Annotated in this window: 16 protein-coding genes; 13 read left to right on the forward strand and 3 right to left on the reverse strand. The window is 37.1% G+C overall.

Going from position 1 to position 16,833, the window contains the following annotated elements:
* Positions 1-56: 56 nt before the first annotated feature.
* Entirely contained in the window at positions 57-1,820 is a 1,764-nt protein-coding gene (gene recQ, locus H9635_RS04625; RefSeq protein WP_191698983.1) for a DNA helicase RecQ, read from the forward strand.
* Between the two features lie 276 nt (positions 1,821-2,096).
* On the forward strand, positions 2,097-3,344 hold the full coding sequence (locus H9635_RS04630; protein ID WP_191698984.1) for a helix-turn-helix domain-containing protein: 1,248 nt from the start codon (positions 2,097-2,099) through the stop codon (positions 3,342-3,344).
* Between the two features lie 103 nt (positions 3,345-3,447).
* Here the strand turns inward: H9635_RS04630 and msrA are convergent, their stop codons facing one another.
* Positions 3,448-3,969: a peptide-methionine (S)-S-oxide reductase MsrA gene (gene msrA / locus H9635_RS04635; RefSeq protein ID WP_191698985.1), complete on the reverse strand. Its 522-nt coding sequence runs from the start codon at positions 3,967-3,969 to the stop codon at positions 3,448-3,450.
* A 231-nt stretch (positions 3,970-4,200) separates the two neighbouring features.
* Here msrA and H9635_RS04640 point away from each other — a divergent pair, with 231 nt between their 5' ends.
* The 3 genes from H9635_RS04640 (at position 4,201) to H9635_RS04650 (ending at position 6,916) form a co-directional block, all read left to right on the forward strand.
* Complete coding sequence (locus H9635_RS04640) at positions 4,201-5,139, forward strand: LCP family protein (RefSeq protein WP_191698986.1); 939 nt, start codon at positions 4,201-4,203, stop codon at positions 5,137-5,139.
* A 74-nt stretch (positions 5,140-5,213) separates the two neighbouring features.
* A complete protein-coding gene (locus tag H9635_RS04645) occupies positions 5,214-6,443 on the forward strand; it encodes an AI-2E family transporter (protein WP_191698987.1) in 1,230 nt (409 codons plus the stop codon).
* Positions 6,444-6,526: 83 nt separating this feature from the next.
* The gene (locus H9635_RS04650) at positions 6,527-6,916 is read left to right on the forward strand and encodes a ubiquitin family protein (RefSeq protein ID WP_191698988.1); all 390 of its coding nucleotides are present in this window, start codon (positions 6,527-6,529) and stop codon (positions 6,914-6,916) included.
* A 256-nt stretch (positions 6,917-7,172) separates the two neighbouring features.
* On the opposite strand, the gene H9635_RS04655 is transcribed toward H9635_RS04650, so the two are convergent.
* A complete protein-coding gene (locus H9635_RS04655; protein WP_191698989.1) occupies positions 7,173-8,336 on the reverse strand; it encodes an aminotransferase class I/II-fold pyridoxal phosphate-dependent enzyme in 1,164 nt (387 codons plus the stop codon).
* A 165-nt stretch (positions 8,337-8,501) separates the two neighbouring features.
* Between H9635_RS04655 and H9635_RS04660 the strand changes: the two genes are divergently transcribed.
* The 6 genes from H9635_RS04660 to H9635_RS19445 all read left to right on the forward strand — a co-directional run bounded on the left by H9635_RS04660 (position 8,502) and on the right by H9635_RS19445 (position 14,303).
* Positions 8,502-9,302 (forward strand): hypothetical protein, encoded by an 801-nt coding sequence (locus H9635_RS04660; protein ID WP_191698990.1) that lies wholly within the window; start codon positions 8,502-8,504, stop codon positions 9,300-9,302.
* A 171-nt stretch (positions 9,303-9,473) separates the two neighbouring features.
* Positions 9,474-10,838 (forward strand): FAD-binding oxidoreductase, encoded by a 1,365-nt coding sequence (locus H9635_RS04665; RefSeq protein ID WP_191698991.1) that lies wholly within the window; start codon positions 9,474-9,476, stop codon positions 10,836-10,838.
* Between the two features lie 12 nt (positions 10,839-10,850).
* Positions 10,851-11,831, forward strand: coding sequence for a TRAP transporter substrate-binding protein (locus H9635_RS04670; protein ID WP_191698992.1), 981 nt, complete (start codon positions 10,851-10,853; stop codon positions 11,829-11,831).
* A gap of 15 nt (positions 11,832-11,846) precedes the next feature.
* Positions 11,847-12,314, forward strand: a complete 468-nt coding sequence (locus H9635_RS04675; protein ID WP_191698993.1) for a TRAP transporter small permease — start codon at positions 11,847-11,849, stop codon at positions 12,312-12,314.
* A complete protein-coding gene (locus H9635_RS04680) occupies positions 12,314-13,582 on the forward strand; it encodes a TRAP transporter large permease (RefSeq protein ID WP_191698994.1) in 1,269 nt (422 codons plus the stop codon). Before H9635_RS04675 ends, H9635_RS04680 begins: the two co-directional genes overlap by 1 nt.
* A 16-nt stretch (positions 13,583-13,598) precedes the next feature.
* Positions 13,599-14,303, forward strand: coding sequence for a FadR/GntR family transcriptional regulator (locus H9635_RS19445; protein WP_191698995.1), 705 nt, complete (start codon positions 13,599-13,601; stop codon positions 14,301-14,303).
* Between the two features lie 67 nt (positions 14,304-14,370).
* On the opposite strand, the gene H9635_RS04690 is transcribed toward H9635_RS19445, so the two are convergent.
* The gene (locus tag H9635_RS04690; RefSeq protein WP_191698996.1) at positions 14,371-15,171 is read right to left on the reverse strand and encodes an enoyl-CoA hydratase/isomerase family protein; all 801 of its coding nucleotides are present in this window, start codon (positions 15,169-15,171) and stop codon (positions 14,371-14,373) included.
* 170 nt (positions 15,172-15,341) lie between these two features.
* Between H9635_RS04690 and H9635_RS04695 the strand changes: the two genes are divergently transcribed.
* A complete protein-coding gene (locus H9635_RS04695; protein ID WP_225231122.1) occupies positions 15,342-16,205 on the forward strand; it encodes a tyrosine-type recombinase/integrase in 864 nt (287 codons plus the stop codon).
* Between the two features lie 63 nt (positions 16,206-16,268).
* Complete coding sequence (locus H9635_RS04700; protein ID WP_191698998.1) at positions 16,269-16,673, forward strand: hypothetical protein; 405 nt, start codon at positions 16,269-16,271, stop codon at positions 16,671-16,673.
* The last annotated feature ends 160 nt before the right edge of the window (positions 16,674-16,833 follow it).

The raw sequence follows: 16,833 nt of genomic DNA on the forward strand, positions 1-16,833 counted from the left end.
TTTTGTTTAATATGACACTATATATTGAAAATAACTAATTTAAATCAGGAGGCGCTATGTTACAGGAAGCAATTAAACATTTAAATACGTATTTCGGTTATAATTCTTTTCGAACAGGACAGTCACAAATCATTGAAAATGTACTACAGAAGCAAGATACATTAGTTATTATGCCTACTGGTGGGGGGAAATCGGTCTGTTATCAAATACCTGCCCTATGTTTAGAAGGTACAACAGTCGTAATCTCACCTTTGATTTCACTAATGAAAGATCAAGTTGATATGCTTGTTTCCAGCGGAATAAAAGCAGCTTATATAAATAGTTCACTTAGCTATGATGAAGTGCAGGATGTGATGTATGCAGTACGCAACGGGGACATCAAACTTCTATATATTGCTCCTGAGCGGTTGGAAAACGAGCGTTTCTGTTCGGAGCTTGCACAAATAAAAGTGCCACTTTTAGCAATCGATGAAGCGCATTGTATTTCCCAATGGGGGCATGATTTCCGTCCAAGTTATCGGTCTATCCAACAGCTGCTGCACTTATGGAATGTAAAACCAACCGTTATTGCTTTGACTGCCACAGCAACGGAGGAAGTAAGTGCTGATATTCAAAAGCTATTATCGATTGAAAAGAGCAATACTTTCGTTACAGGCTTTGCACGAGAGAATTTAGCGTTTTCAGTCCTTCTTGGTGAAAATAAAGAAGCTTATATTAAAAAATATGTAAAGGCAAATGAAGCAGAGGCCGGCATTATTTATGCTGCTACCCGGAAAGCTGTTGAATCGGTATATGAGATGCTGTATAAAGCTGGGTTTGCAGTAGCTAAATATCATGGGGGAATGTTTGAAGAAGACCGCACTTATGAGCAAAATCGATTTTTAAATGATGAAGTTCAAATAATGGTTGCCACAAACGCATTTGGCATGGGTATTAATAAAACGAACGTTCGCTACGTCCTTCATTATAATATGCCAAGAAATATGGAAAGCTATTATCAGGAGGCGGGACGAGCGGGTCGTGATGGACTAGATAGTGAATGTATTTTACTTTACAGTTCATCGGATGAACAAACACAACGCTTTTTAATTGATCAGGCTCAAGATCGTTCGCGCATTCCTTTTGAACTTGAAAAGCTCCATGCAATGATTGATTACTGTCATACAGAGCGCTGTTTACAAAGTTATATTATCGATTACTTTGGGGACGAGGCAGAACAGGATTGTGGAAGATGTGCTAACTGTACAGATGATCGCCCTCAACAAAATGTGACGACAGATGCTCAAAAAGTTTTATCGTGCATAGTCCGTATGGGGCAAAAATTCGGAAAGCAAATGACTGCATCCGTATTAGCTGGTTCTAGAAGCAAAAAAGTATTGGAATTTAATTTTCATAAATTACCTACTTACGGTATATTACGTGGGATGAATGCAAAGGAAATTTCGAGTTTTATTGAATTTCTTATTTCAGAGAAACTAATAATTGTTCATAATGGTCAGTTTCCGACGATTTCGATATCGGACTTAGGAAAAGAAGTGTTGTTGGGCAAAGAGCAAGTATTTAGAAAAGAAGCGCGTATTGTTCAAGCAACGGTAGAGGCGAATGATCCTTTATTTGAAACTTTAAGGAAAGTTCGAAAAGAGATCGCTGACCGTGAAAAGGTACCACCATTTGTTGTGTTTTCGGATAAAACTTTAAAGGATATGTGTGTTCGACGCCCTAAAAACAGTACTCAGTTTTTAGAGGTAAGTGGGGTAGGGGAAAGTAAACTCGAAAAGTATGGCAAAAGTTTCATTGATGCAATTGTTTCACATTCTTAATAATAGTTTATTATACTTTATTAAACAAAATCACTTAATTTTAAATTACTATTTATTATATTAATTGTAACTAAAATACAATATACCCTTTAAATTGTAATGAAAATGCTATTTTAATTTAAAGAAAAGAATGCTATGATCTCGCTTAGCATTCTTTTTTTGTTATTTTGAAGTTTAAATCATTAAACTTTTAGTTAAGATATTGTAAAAAATCAGTATTCATAGTTTAATTAGAATATTCAGTCGAATATTTAGGTAAGAAGTGTGGGTGAAAAAGTGAATATATTAGGAGAGCGTATAAAAAAATTAAGAAAAGAGAAAAAATTAACACAAACAGAAGTCGTGGGAGAGCGTTTAACAAAAGGAATGCTTAGTTTAATTGAAAATGGTAAGGCACAGCCATCAATGGAGAGTCTTTGCTTTATCGCAAAGCAGCTTAATGTAGACGTAAGCTATTTACTCGATGATGGGACAATGACTACTCTTCGAAATTTATATACGGACATTGAAGAAGATGTAGAGCGAAGAAAGCTAATCCGTGATCCAGATGAACTGCAATCCTTAACAATTAAAATGATTGAAAAAATCGAACCATTTTTAACGGAAATTCAAGGAACAAACTACGAACAAATTAGATTAAGAGAAGTCTATTTCTTAATGAATCGTACTATCAATAAAGCTAAATCACTGGATGAGTACTGGAAGTTCATTGATCAATACGAGGAGATACATGCATACAGTCGTATGTTGCGTTGTTATTTCTATCTTTGTTTATCCTCAATCGAACAGCGTAATTATAGTGAAGCTTTAAGTATTTTAAAACAAGGTGAAGAAAAGATTGCACCATATGAGCTCATGATTGATCCGATGGTAAGAATCGACCTCTACTATAATTTAACTATTTCATATTCGGCGGTCGATAATGTCCGAATGTCCGAACATTATTTGCAAAAAGCTTTGGAAATGGCTAAAAAACTTCAAATATTTTATCGTATGGACCGCTTTTATCATTTGTTATTTATTCAATCGATTGCCGGTGAAGATTATGACAGAAGTAGGGAATACATAGAAAAGTTGAGACTTTTATCAGAATTTGCGGAAGACCCTACAATATCCATCCTCTATTTATATAGTAAATTACACTACTTAAATAATGTTGAGAAAAATTACAGGCAAATTACCCCTGAAATTCAGCAATACAAAGTGAAACTTCATAATTATTTATTCCTATTTAAAAATCCAATATTCATCGGGGAAGAAATGTATGCAGAGTTTAAGTTGAAAAACTATACAAATGTTATTCAAATAGGCGAGTCTTTAAATATACCGAGCTATCTTCACCATCCAATCGATTTGGCTAAATATTATCGGTTCTTTGCGGTACGTGCTTTAGCTTATTATTATGAAAATGACGAAGTGGCTGCTAAACGTGATATTATATTTGCCAAAAATGGGGTGGAGGATTTCCCTTCAACTATCTATAAAAAATTCATTTATGAAGCCTTTAATGAAATTTTCATGTAATAAGTGATCCGGGGTAAAATGCTTAAATAAAAAGCCGTTCAAATTTACGATGCGTAATGTTTGAACGGCTGTATATGTCTTTATTTTTATAAAGTAGGGTTAGTTAATTTTTATCCCAGTGGTTATTTAAAAACTCGTCACGCCCTGATTTTGCACGGTCTTCCTTATAATGTGCTTCTTCTTTTTTATAATAATCCTGGTGATGTTCTTCTGCTGGCCAGAATGCAGTGGCTTGTCTGATTTCAGTCACGATAGGCTTTTTAAATCGGCCACTTTCAGCTAATTTCTGCTTTGACAGCAAAGCTGCTTCGTGTTGAGCGCTATTATGTGTAAAAATTATAGTTTTGTACGACTCACCGCGATCATGGAACTGGCCTCCCGCATCAGTCGGGTCTATTTGCATCCAGTAAATTTCCAACAGTTTCTCATAGCTGAATATTTCCGGGTTAAATAGGATCTCCACTGCTTCAACATGTCCGGAATTACCCTTTTTTACATCTTCATATGTTGGATTTTCTACATGGCCGCCTGTATAGCCACTTGTCACTTTTTCGATGCCATCCCAACTGTCGAATGGTTTAACCATACACCAAAAACATCCACCTGCAAATGTTGCCTTTTCCATTATGTAACACTCCTTTTGCTGACGACTATTTTATATATCGTGCAGAATATAGAACTAATATCATAAGTAGTTAATTGTTGTATTCTATCATGTATATGTATGTCATTCAATGATTACAATTGATATTAATCAGTAAGCTTTCGGCTATAAATGGTATAATCATGATAATTTGAAACTAAATATAATTATAAATCGTCTAAACTTCACGTAATTAGAAAGGAAGTTGTATTAATGGAAGATCAGGCGCGTCAAACCCGTTATAAAAAGAAAAAAATCCGAAAGGGCAGGGTCATATTTTTAATTCTCTTTTTAGTCATTATTGGCTCTGTTGGTTATAGTTATGTTCAATTTCAAAGTGGCCGTGATTTAGCATCGGACAACAAAATTCCAGTCGAGGGCTTTGAACCAGATGATAACCACCCGACTATTGAAAATTACCTAGTATTAGGGGTTGATACACGCGGGGAAGAAAAATCACGTACCGATACAATGATGTTACTTTCCTGGAACCGTGATACTAATGATATGAAGCTCGTTTCCTTCATGCGTGATATTTATGCAGACATTCCAGGCTATCAATCATATAAACTGAATACTGCCTATTACTTAGATGGCGTTTCATTACTGCAAAAAACATTAAATAATATGTTCGATATCCCAATTCATCATTATGCGATGATTGATTTTAGAAGCTTTGAAACATTAATTGATATTTTGGCGCCGAATGGAATCGAAATGGATGTTGAAAAGGACATGGGCGGTTTAATCTATGTGGAACTGAAAAAAGGTGTCCACAATCTAAACGGAAAAGAATTACTTGGCTATGCCCGTTTCCGCGCTGATGCAGAAGGTGATTTTGGACGAGTTGCACGACAGCAAAAAGTAATTGAAGCATTAAAAGATGAATTATTATCACCGAAAAATGTAGCAAACATGCCTAAATTCGTTGGTGCCATGCAAGGCTATATTACAACTGATTTAACTAGTAAGGATCAATTAGCTACCGTTTTAAAAGCGGTTGCAGGCGGTAAGGTAAATATTGAGAAATTAACGATTCCTGCTGAAGGAACATACAAATTTGCTAAGTATCGTCACGCAGGTGAAGTAATCGAAATCGATAAAGAAAAAAATAAACAAATATTGCATGATTTTTTAAATTTAAGCGAGTAAGCATTAGATGTAATTTTCTAATTCATGCTAAAATGGACATATAGGAAATTTTGTCGATATATTGGGGTGGTCTTTTGGAGAAAAAAGTAGAAGATAAAAGTAATAATCAATTACCGCAAGAAAAATCTAATTTTTTCTCATCGATCTTTATTCGTTTTCTAGGCGGAAAAAATTTATTGTTCTTATTAGTGGTTATCTTATTAATCGGTTGTACAGTATTCATCTACGATAAAATTGCGTTTGTTTTTGAACCATTGCATGTACTATTCGAAGTGATCATTTTACCGGGTGTGTTAGGGGTAATTTTATTCTACCTATTACGTCCTCCGTTAAAACTGTTAGTGAGATGGAAAGTACCTCGCGGGTTGGCCATCTTGATTTTGTACATTGTAGCAATTGCATTAATCACTTTGCTTGTTGTTCTTGTATTCCCGTTTTTGCGGGACCAGTTTACAAACTTAGTACAAGAATTCCCTGTCGTGCTTATGTCACTTGCCAATGATTTATTAGCCTTTTTAAATAACTCCCAGTTCAATGAGTATTTTGAGAAAATCAATTTTGATTACAATCAAATATTAACTGATTTTACCGGCAGTTTTATTGAAACAGTGAAAGATACATTGACAAGTGTTGCGTCAGGCGTAGCGTCAGGAATTACGGGACTTGTATCTACAATAACAGGAATCGTTTTATCACTCGTCATCGTTCCTTTTATTACGTTTTATCTATTATATGAAGGGGAAAAAATGCCTCGTTTTATTTTACGTCTTTTTCCACCTCGTATGCGCCTACGTATGGGGGAAGTCCTACATGATATGGACAAACAAATCAGCTCCTATATTCAAGGGCAAATTTTAGTGTCATTTTGTATTGGCGTCATGATGACAATCGGGTTTTTAATCATTAAGATGCCTTATGCATTACTATTAGGTTTCTTAGCCATGATAACAAGTGTAGTCCCTTACTTAGGTCCAGCAATTGCCGCAACACCAGCAGCGATTATTGCCATTGTAAATTCACCATGGTTGTTATTGAAGTTAATTATCGTCTGGACAATAGTACAATTAATCGAAGGGAAGTTTATATCTCCTCAAATTATGGGTAAATCATTAAGTATTCATCCGATTACGATTATTTTTGTATTATTAACATCCGGTTCTCTATTTGGTGTAGCTGGTGTCGTGTTAGGTCTTCCTGGCTATGCGCTAATTAAAGTCCTTATTACACATACGTATCGAATATTTAAAGAGCGCTATAATCGCTTTCAAACAGACGAAACGAATTTGTATGAAGATTTAAAATAAAGAACTTGGGGGTGGCCTGAAATATTCAGGGCACTTCCTTTTCAAATCATTCGGTTGATTTCTTATTTTATGGGGGAATTCACATGTTAAGTAAATGGTTAACAACAGTAGAAGAAAACGGCGTAAGAGTAGAAACCGTTATTGAAAAAACAGAGCTTGTAGAAGGTGACGTACTAAATGGTTCTGTTTACATTACGCCTCTTACAGAAGATGAAGAAGATAAAATTGACTACATTTCATTAAAGGTATTATGTGAGCAGGCGAATGGGGAATTAACTGTTATTGGTAAACATTCCTTTGAAGTGGTCGGCAGTATACGATCAAAAGATGCGGAAATTATGCCTTTTGAAATCATGCCGGATGAGCGTTGGGTATGTGGAGTAGATGAGCGACTTATTTTCCAGACGACTGTAATATTTTTAGATGGAACAGAAGTCGAAGAAGTTGGTTATATTTCTTATGATACTGAGTAAGTATATAGAGGCCGGTACAAAACCCACCTCAAAATAAAACAGCCGTTCAAATTTTACGATAAGTAAAGTTTGAACGGCTTTATATTTGTGTCTACTTCGTAGCCGTTGTTCTTCGTTACGGCGGACGCTTTCCTGGGGGCACGGCTCGAGCCTGTAGTCTCTCCCACGTGCTTGTCCCCTGGGAGTCGCCGCCTTCACTACGAACAACTAAGTTTCCTTCTATATCATTTAAATCTCTACATAATTTTTGTCCCAGCTATACTCGAATCGTTTTTAATTTTTCAACGGCTTTTTCAAGTAATTCGACTGGTTGTACTAATGCTAAACGCATGTAGCCTTCACCTGCTGAACCAAAAACCGTGCCTGGAACCATAACGACACCCGTTTGCTCAATTGCTTTAAAGGCAAAGTCTATGCAATTAATATCGTAAGGATATTTTGCCCAAACGAACATTCCGCCATTACTAGGCGCAACTTCCCAGCCAATTGATGTCAAACCTTCCATCAATGTTTTATGGCGCTCTGAAAAGGTCTTTCTTAATTTGTCTGTAATTTCCTCAGAGTTGTCTAACGCTAATGCTGCTACTTGTTGAATCGGTTCAAAAATACCAAAATCTAAATTGGATTTTAACTGTTTCATTATTCCAACTAATTGAGCATTCCCTACAATGTAGGCTACACGTGTACCAGCCAGGCTAAAGCTTTTTGATAGTGAATTGATTTCCAGCCCAACTTCTTTTGCTCCCGGTGTTGCAAGGAAGCTAATCGGTGCATCACCTTTAAAGTAAAACTCTGAATAGGCCGCATCATGTAATACAATAATATTATATTTCTTCGCGAATTCGACTACTTCTTTAAAATATTCTGGAGATGGCATTGCAGGTACTGGATTACCTGGTAAATTCAATATAAGTAATTTTGCTTTTTGCAGTACTTCTTCAGGAACAGCTTTTAAATCGGGTAAGTAATCGTTCTCCTTTGTTAAAGGCATGTAGTAGGGCTTTGCACCCGCTAAATGGATTCCGGCATCGTAGGCAACATATGCTGGATTTGTTGTTAATACGACGTCTCCCGGATCACAAAAAGCAACAGGCAAGTGTACTAATCCTTCTTGAGAGCCGATTGTTTGGACTACTTCAGTTTCTGCATTTAATTCAACACCGTTTACTCGTTTATAGTAGTTACATACTGCTTCATTAAATGTTTGAATACCCGTTAATGTATAACCATATGAAGAAGAAAGTGCCGAAAGTTCAGACATCTTTTGTCGTAAATTTTCAGCTGGAGGGATATCTGGACTGCCTAAGCTCAGATCAATTAATTCCATCCCATTTTGCTGTTGGCTTTTTGCATGTTTTTTTAAATCCCCAAAAATTGCCGGTGCAAACAAAGACATTTTTTTTGACGGTTGGATATTCAATATGTAACACTCCTTAAAACTTTCAAATGTAAGCACCATTTTATCATATCCTTCACGTATAATGGGGAGGAAATCAGAAAATAGAGTTATCTTCAAACACAAAAGCATTAAATTGAAATAGAGTAGCGATTTTTTACTGTAGAGATAGTAGAAAGGGAGAGAATGATGATCATTTATTCTTTAAGCGGGCCTAGTGGTACTGGTAAAAGTACCAGTGCTTTACAGTTTGCTCACCAACAAAATATTCAGGCTATTATTGATGATGGGCTATTTATTGTAAATGGAGAAAAGGTAGCCGGAACGTCAGCAAAGTTTGAGAAAAATACATTAAAGGCTGTACGCCGCGCAATTTTTGATGATGATGTACATAAAGAGGAGATTTTAAAAGCTATTCAAACCTATGAAGTAAAATCTATCTTAATAATTGGCACATCGGATAAAATGACTAAAAAAATAGCTGCACGTTTAGAGCTTGGCGAAATTAATCATTTTTATTATGTACAAAACATTCGAACAGAAAAGGAAATCCGTATCGCTAAATACGTAAGGGAAGTACAAGGAAAGCATGTTATGCCAGTACCTTACAGACAAGTGGAGCAGAATTTCTTTAAACGTCTAGTTCAGCGAGGGAAAGAGATTTTCTCTTCTACTCAAGTAAAGCTTGGAGAAACGACGATAGTACAGCCTGATTTTCATCAAAATAGTGTGTATATAGCACGTTCCGTTTATTTAGATGTTTTAGAGCATGTACTCGAGCAACAGAGTCAAATCACAAAATTTGAAGTACTGAGTCTACAAATTGAAGGGATTCCGCAAATGAATATTAATATTTATTTAAAATCACCTGTCCAATATCATATTCCGACCTATCTATACGAAGTTCAAAAGGATATTGCTGATGTATTCTCCCATCAATTCGGCATAGAACCCGAGAAAATTAATTTACAGTTAAGAGGAATTAAATAACCGTTAAAAAGGGCTGACATGAATGCGTCAGCTCTTTTTTTTAAAATATCAACATATAAATCTTAAAAATTAATTGTATTTTCTGATAAATAAATATATTCTAAATATTAAGAAGTATTGGTTGGACCAAATGACTGTTGGTATAACCAAAAATTATAAAGGGGATGCACTATGAACTATATTGAACACTTACAAAATTTATTATCACCTGAACAAGTAACAACAAATGATGTTTTACGTGAACAACATGGACGAGATGAATCTTACCATGAACCTCACTTACCGGATGTAGTCGTATTTCCAAAATCAGCGGAAGAAGTTAGTGCAATTTTAGCCTTCGCAAATGAGCAACTTATACCGGTTGTACCATTTGGTTTAGGTACGAGTCTTGAAGGACATGTCATTCCAACAAAAGGTGGGATCTCACTTGATTTGTCACTTATGAATGCGGTGCTGGAAGTACGGTCAGAAGATTTTCTTGTAAAGGTCCAACCGGGTGTTACTCGCAGTCAATTAAATAAGGAACTGAAAAAATACGGCATGTTCTTTTCTGTAGATCCAGGGGCGGATGCAACATTAGGTGGTATGGCTGCGACAAATGCGAGCGGAACAACTTCAGTACGCTATGGCATTATGCGTGATCAAGTCCGTGATTTAGAAGTCGTTTTAGCTAACGGCGATATTATCCATACAGGCGGGTTAGCTGCCAAGTCATCATCAGGCTATCATCTAAACGGACTTATGATTGGTTCAGAAGGTACACTTGGTGTCATTACAGAGTTAACATTACGTGTTTACGGTATTCCGGAAAAAATAGTGGCAGGACGTGCGACATTTAATACTGTCCAAGAAGCGGTCAATTCCGTTGTTGCATTAAAGCAGGCAGGTATTCCGATGGCACGCATTGAGCTCGTTGATAAAACGAGTATTGAACAGGTGAATCATGCATCAGGTGCTAGCTTTTTAGAAATGCCTACGCTATTTTTAGAATTCCACGGAAATGAATCTGGTTTACAATCTGACGTTGTCTTTGCAACAGAGCTACTCAATGATAATGGCTGTACAGGTCTGTCTTTTGAACAGGATGAACGGGCGCGTAATCAGCTATGGGAGCTACGTCATAATTTGGCGTATACATACATCCATTCAGCGCCAGGAAAACGCTTAATGTCTACCGATGTAGTAGTTCCGATCAATTCATTGCCGGAAGCAATCGAAAATTCGCGCCAAAAAATTGAGAGCATGAATATTAACGCTGGAATTGTCGGACATGTCGGTGACGGGAACTACCATATTTTGCTTATGGTTGATATGAATGACCCTCAGGATATTTTAAAGGCAAAAGAGCTTAATGAGCATGTAGTGGAATTCGCCTTATCACTGGGTGGTACTTGTACAGGTGAACATGGTGTCGGTAGTGGGAAAGCAAAATACCAGCGACTTGAACATGGGCTGGCATACGACTGGATGAAACAGATTAAACAAGTGTTTGATCCAAACAACATTATGAATCCAGGGAAAATATTCATTGATTAGGGGAATTGAAAGATGAAAAAATTCGTTTGCGTAGTGGGGCTTGTATTGAGTTTTGCACTTTTATCGGCTTGCACAAGTTCAAATGAAAGAGAGCAGTATGTATTATACGCAGGACATTCACTGGCAGCAGATCATCCATTCGAGTTGGCGATGCAAGAATTGAAGCAGCGGATTGAAGAGCGTACAGACGGTAGAGTCATTATTGAAACGTTCCCTTTAAGTCAGCTCGGGGCAGAGCGTGAGCTGATTGAAGGAGCTATGCTCGGTTCAGTAGACATGGTTGTCTCAACATCAGGACCGATTATGAATTTCGTTTCAGATTTTGCTGTACTTGACCTGCCGTTTTTATTTAACGACAGAGAATCAGCCGTGAACATTTTGGAAGGTGAAATCGGACAAGAGTTGTTTGATCAATTACGCGACATTGGGATTGTCGGGTTATCTTGGGGAGAAAATGGATTCAGGCATGTCACAAACAGTTTGAAGCCAGTTGAAACACCTGATGATTTAAAAGGGTTATCGATGCGTGTACAGGAAAATAAAGTATTTATCTCTGCCTTTAAGGAGCTTGGTGTGACACCTTCCCCGATGGCTTGGACAGAAGCTTTGACCGCGCTGCAGTCCGGTGTAGTGGATGGGCAGGAAAACCCAATTTTAGTGATTGATAGCTACAAATTATATGATGCCAATCAAAAGCATATGACGCTTACTGGACATGCCTATTCGTCGGCAGTGTTTATGATGAGTGAACATGCCTATAACCGTTTACCGGAAGATCTACGCCAAATTGTAATGGAAGAAGGTCAGAAAATCGGAGCATATGAGCGGCAACTCGTAATTGATATGGAACAAAAGGCACTTGCCAGACTTCAAGAACAAGGAATGGAAGTTGTAGATACAATTGAAGTGGATGCTTTCCGCGAGAAAATTATGTCTGTATATGACAGTGCTAAAAACCAACAGCTATTACAGCGTATATTAAATGAGCAGTAGGATAGGAGAAAGACAATGGTGAAATTAGTAGAAGGGGTAAATAAAGTAGTACATGGTATTTTAATTGCCTTGATGGTTGTACTTGTTATTTCGGTATTTTGTCAAATTACGTTCCGCTTTTTTGACTATTCTATTGCCTGGACAGAAGAACTATCACGGTATTCTATGATTTGGATGACATTTTTAGGTGCGGCCTATGCAGTAGCAGCCCGTGCGCATATTGGCATGGAATTATTAGTTGACCGTATGGAAGGCCTTATCAAGAAAGTTTTTATCGTACTAAGCGCAGCAGTATGTCTTGTGTTTTTTGTTCTCATGGTCGTTAAGGGCTTGGAACTGTCAATGCGTGTGATGGATCAGCCTTCAGCTGTATTGCAAATACCGATGGGAATCGTCTATTCAGTCATTCCTATTAGTGGGCTAATTCTAGTGATGAATTTGTTCTATATCACGACAAAACAACTGAAAGGAGAGCTATCTTAATGGCAGATATTATTCTTTTCATTGTATTGCTCGTATTAATTTTCATCAATGTTCCAATTGCCATTGCGCTAGCGATGGCAGCAACAACGTTTTTCGTTATTCAAAGTGAAATGCCCATTGTAGCAATTTTCCAACGTATGTTTAACTCGATAGACTCCTTTCCATTACTGGCAGTTCCTTTTTTCCTGCTTGCTGGAAAGTTAATGGAGTCTGGCGGGATTTCCCGTAGATTAATTCATTTAGCAGAAGTAATGCTCGGCCGTGTACGCGGTGGATTGGCATTAGTATCAATTATTTCATGTGCCTTTTTCGCAGCATTATCTGGCTCAGCTGCGGCGACAACAGCGGCGGTTGGTGCTATTATGATTCCGGCTATGGTGAAAAAAGGCTATGATAAAAACTTCTCGACTGCCATTCAGGCTGCAGGAGGTACAATCGGAGTGATTATCCCTCCAAGTGTCCCACTTGTATTATTCGGTGTCACAGCAAGTGTTTCGATTAGTGATCTTTTTTTAGCAGGTATTATTCCCGGTATATTTGTAACGTTTGCCTTACTTTTACTTGTTTATATCGTTTCAATATTTCAAGGGTATGGTGGCGGAGAGAAATATGATTTCAAAGAATTTTTCTTAGCTTTAAAGGATTCTTTTTTAGCTCTAATGATGCCTGTTATTATTTTAGGCGGTATTTACAGTGGGTTTTTTACCGCTACAGAAGCGGCTTTAGTTGCGGTAGTATACGGATTAATCGTTGGTGTATTTATTTACCGTGAAATTACTTTAAAAGATTTGTATCACATATTTTCATCAGCAACTGTCATGAGTGCCTCCATACTATTTATCATTGCTGGCGCATCAGTATTCGCCTATTACTTAACGCGCGAACGCATTCCGATGCAAATTACAGAAGCTTTATTAAGTGTGACGGACAACTGGATTTTTGCATTGCTTATCATTAATTTCATCTTACTGATTGTCGGAACATTTATGGAAACAGCGGCCGCTATTTTAATTTTAACACCAATATTAGCGCCTGTTGCGACTGCACTTGGAATTGACCTTGTTCATTTTGGAATTATAATGATCGTAAATTTAGCAATTGGATACATAACACCACCAGTTGGGTTAAACTTATTCGTAGCCAATAAAATAGCTGGAACGAAACTTGAAGGTGTAATGCGTGCGATTATACCATTTCTACTTGTCATGATCATTTGTGTATTACTCATCTCATTCGTTCCAGCAATTAGTTTATTTTTAGTGAAATAGTGAAGGTGTGAATCCGGTGACTTCAACAAACAAACAAAAGGTTTATGAAATCATATTCCAAAAAATACAACAGGAAATTGCTGACGGTCATTTAAAGGTTGGGGATAAATTGCCTCCTGAACGGGACCTCGCCACGCTCTATAGCGTAAGTCGCACCTCGATACGAGAGGCACTACGGTTATTAGAAGTCAGTGATGTAGTGGAAATCCGACAAGGTGATGGGACATTTATTAAAAATATTTCCCTTCATCAAGTACAAGACCAATTATCAAATGTACTATTAAAAACAGATAAAGTCGTTTTATACGAGATGCTTGAATTAAGGCTGATTCTGGAATCTCAATGTGCGGCACTTGCTGCATTACGTGCTGACGGACATGATCTTGAAAAAATTGCCCAATCAGTTGAAGCGATGAAGACAGCAGATGATCATGAAGAAGCTGGGATACAGGCAGACTTGGATTTCCATATGGCAATTGCAAAATCGACACATAATAGCGTACTTGAACAGCTAATTGCGTCATTGGAACCGCATATGCAAAATACGATTGAAGCAACGCGCAAACATCGATTATCATCAAAAGCAAATATTACGCGTACATTTGATGAGCATAAAGCAATCTATTTGGCCATTAGCCGAGGTGAAAGCGAAAAAGCGAAAACACTTATGGAAGACCATATTCGGACAATTCGTGAAGAAATCTCAGAATTATCATTTTAAAAATTTCATCACTAAATAATGAAGAACGCCGCAAATTTTAAAATCTAATTTGCGGCGTTTTACTATTTTATTTACGTTGTTGTCTAGTAAAAGCAGGTTGACGTTTTTCAACAAAGGCGCGTACACCTTCAGGGAAATCAACTTGAGAAACGAATGGTGAAGAACCTTCCCATAGAGCTGGTGATGAATCGATACACTCTTTCACAGAACGCTTTACAGCAAGAAGTGAATCGGGTGACATTCCGGCCACTAATTTCCCCATGCGAATGGCAAAGCGATTCAAATCCTTTTCGGCCACTAAATAATTCAACATGCCAGCTTTATATGCCTCGTCTGCTTTATACATACGGCCAGTAAATACGAAATCCTTCGTTGCAGAAGGTCCGACTAAATCAACTAAACGCTTAGCAAATTTATTGTTTAATGTAATACCAAGCTTTCCAACGGGAATCCCCATCTTCGCTTTATCCGAACCAATGCGGATGTCACATGCAAGTGCAAGCTCTAACCCAGCACCCATTGCCGGTCCATTAATAACACCGATAACAGGCAGTGGCAAATTTTCAATTGTAGAAATTGTTTTTTCCATATGTACAAAAGCTTCTTCCGCTTTTTCCAAGGAAATTGAATTGAATTCTTTAATATCAGAACCCGCAGTAAAATTCTCTCCAGAACCGCGTAATAGCAACACTTTATTTTTCGGATTTTCCAAAGTCTTTAGTGCAATGTTTGCTAATTGATCCCACATATTAGCAGTTAACGCATTTTTGAGCTGTGGTCGGTGAATTGTAATAATGGCAATTCCAGCTGTCTCCTGATAAATAATTTTTGCTTCTTCTGCTTCAAGCCTTGTCGTACGCACTTGCATAAATATCCCCCTTAAATCTTTTATACCAATTATTATAGACGATTATTAAATCATTAACATTTAATTAAGAATTTTCAAGAAAAACAATGATATGTTAAGCAAATCTATACTCTTATCATGTTAAATCTATTTAATAGAATGGTACAATATGGTTGAAGGGAGCGATGTTTATGTATGACACATATGTGAAAGCTTTCGAAACCTATTTAATGTCACTTAACAAATCGTTTTATACGAAAAAACAATATACGTTGGATGCGAAGCAGTTTGCTGAAATGACTCAGCATACTGAGCACATAAATGAAGCATTGGAACTTTATTCAAAGGAAATTCAGGAAACCTATCAAAAGGTGAATACAATAAACCGGAAATTCGCGGCAATTCGTCAATTTTCAACCTTTTTACAATTAAGAGGCGTTATAACCGCGTATAATGAAGAATTGATCCAACCTTTAGCAAAGCTAGATACAGAGCTTGACTTTTTAAAAGAAAAGCAGTTTAAACGGGCACTATCCTTTTGGCCCTATCAATATGACATCGCACAAAACGCTGAACATGAATGGCTGGCATTAAGAAATGCGGCAATTGTTTTCACGGTAGCTGAGCTTGGCATCAAACCAGCAGAGTTAGTCCGTATGGAATGGAAGCATATTCATAAACAAACGAAAGAGGTCATTGTCCTTGCTTCCAAAAGTTTCAGGTCATTGCCTATTCCTTCAAGACTGCTGGAATTACTGGATGACTATAAAAAATTGACCGAACAATTTATGCCCCTCACTGAATATTCACCATATGTCTGGCTTGGAGTAGGGAACAAGATGGGAGAGCCATTGACAGTAAAAACGATTGAAAGAATTTTTAAATCAATGTCTCAGCAGATGGAATTTAAAGTAACAGCTACAAATTTAAGATATTACGCCATCCAAAAGGAATTAGACCATCAACACGATACAGAATCGTTATTTGGGCAATTTGGTTATGCGAGAAAAGGGGTTTTAGTCGAACGTGAGCAACGTTTCCCCAAAAAGAATTGAAACTTATGCTACAATAGCAAATAGATAAAAAGAGAGTAAATGATATTTATAGGGGGAAAGGCATTGGCTATTTCGATGATGGAAGCTTATACAATTGAACTATTAAAAGCACATCCATACACATATGAACAAGTGAAACAGTATCTTGAAAATAATCAGGCACACATTTTAACTAACGATTACAATATGGACTTTGAACCAATCGTGACGTTGCTAAAAGAAGACTCGAATGTTCTGGAACAGGCATTTAAAGGGACTTATCAAGTGAAGTTTATGACGATTAATGGATTGAAAAATTTGCTGCGTATGCGTTTTGAAGTTACAGAGGATCAGTATGAGGTGTTAGAAGCAGGGAATGGCTTGACTCAAATAAATGTTTCAGCAGAGACGGAACAGAAAATCCGCGAAATGTTATCATCAAACTGGAAAGTAGAGCGTAACGGTGAAACGATTACGCTGTTCGTATAAATAAATGGATTGGTTTACTATTATCTTATTTATCGGGGCGTTCCTGCTTTTTGTCAAACTTTTTAAAGGCGTACTGAAACTAGCTTTATTTTTAATTATAGCCTTTTTCTTGTATCGTTTTTTTATGATGTAGCAATAAAATGATGGGATAGAGTAGCGT

The organism is Solibacillus faecavium (assembly GCF_014836905.1).
Classification (GTDB): Bacteria; Bacillota; Bacilli; order Bacillales_A; family Planococcaceae; genus Solibacillus; species Solibacillus faecavium.